Origin of the sequence: Candidatus Clostridium eludens (genome assembly GCF_045310515.1) — a bacterium.
Classification (GTDB): Bacteria; Bacillota; Clostridia; order Clostridiales; family Clostridiaceae; genus Clostridium_B; species Clostridium_B eludens.
Genome location: NZ_JBJHZX010000138.1, coordinates 1 through 780, shown reverse-complemented (window position 1 = coordinate 780; position 780 = coordinate 1). Strand labels below are relative to the sequence as shown.

The following is a 780-nucleotide window of genomic DNA, read 5'->3' as shown; positions in this document are numbered from 1 at the left end:
TTCATCATGTGTCAGTTCTGTTACTACTGCATTTATAGTTTCAAAATCTTTAACCTTAGAGAGTATATAAGCCTTAAATCCAATCACTAGAGTATACTTGCCTTCTTCTATCTTTTTAACAGTAACTCTTTGTCTATCACTTGTAATCTTATCCAAATTAGTTACGTAGAGATTACAACCACGTAGATGAAATTCATTAGTTAATACTATATCTTTAATATTAATTTCAACAATCTCATTATTCTTGTACCAATTTTCCACTGTGCTTTTATTTTCATCCTTTATAAGTTTCTTTTCAGGCTTTTTCATTTGTGCCTTTTCAGGAACCTTCTCTTTAACCACAGCTTTTTCTGGTGTCTCCACTTTAGGTTTTTTTTGTGATTCTTTCTTAGCTTCAATAGGTTTTTCACCTTTTATTTTTTCATGAGTACCTTCTTTTATCTTTGGTTCAATGATACCCATATCCATACAGTTTACAACAACATAGGGTATTCCCTTAGAATTTACACAAGCTTTGGGTTCTCCTTGTATTAAAAGTTTTGATTCCTTTGTAATGACGTCAGATACCTTCTTCCAAGTCTTTTTGGCTATGTGAATGTTGTATATGCTTTCACCTAGATATTTTAGTCCTTTAGGGAAGGCTTGACTGGTATCTGCTTTTAAAATCATATTTATAGTCCCATCTTTATTTTCTTTCCAGTCTTTTTGTAGACCTGTTATTGTTATTTTTGCCTTTGACATTTACTAATCCTCCTTAAGTTCTATATCCCCCTTAATAGC

The 780-nt window shown here is 31.7% G+C and carries 1 protein-coding gene; it reads right to left on the bottom strand.

From position 1 onward, the window contains the following. The coding region (locus tag ACJDU8_RS25570; protein ID WP_406795004.1) for a hypothetical protein at nucleotides 1-741 on the bottom strand (741 nt) is incomplete at its 3' end. Nucleotides 742-780: the final 39 nt, after the last annotated feature.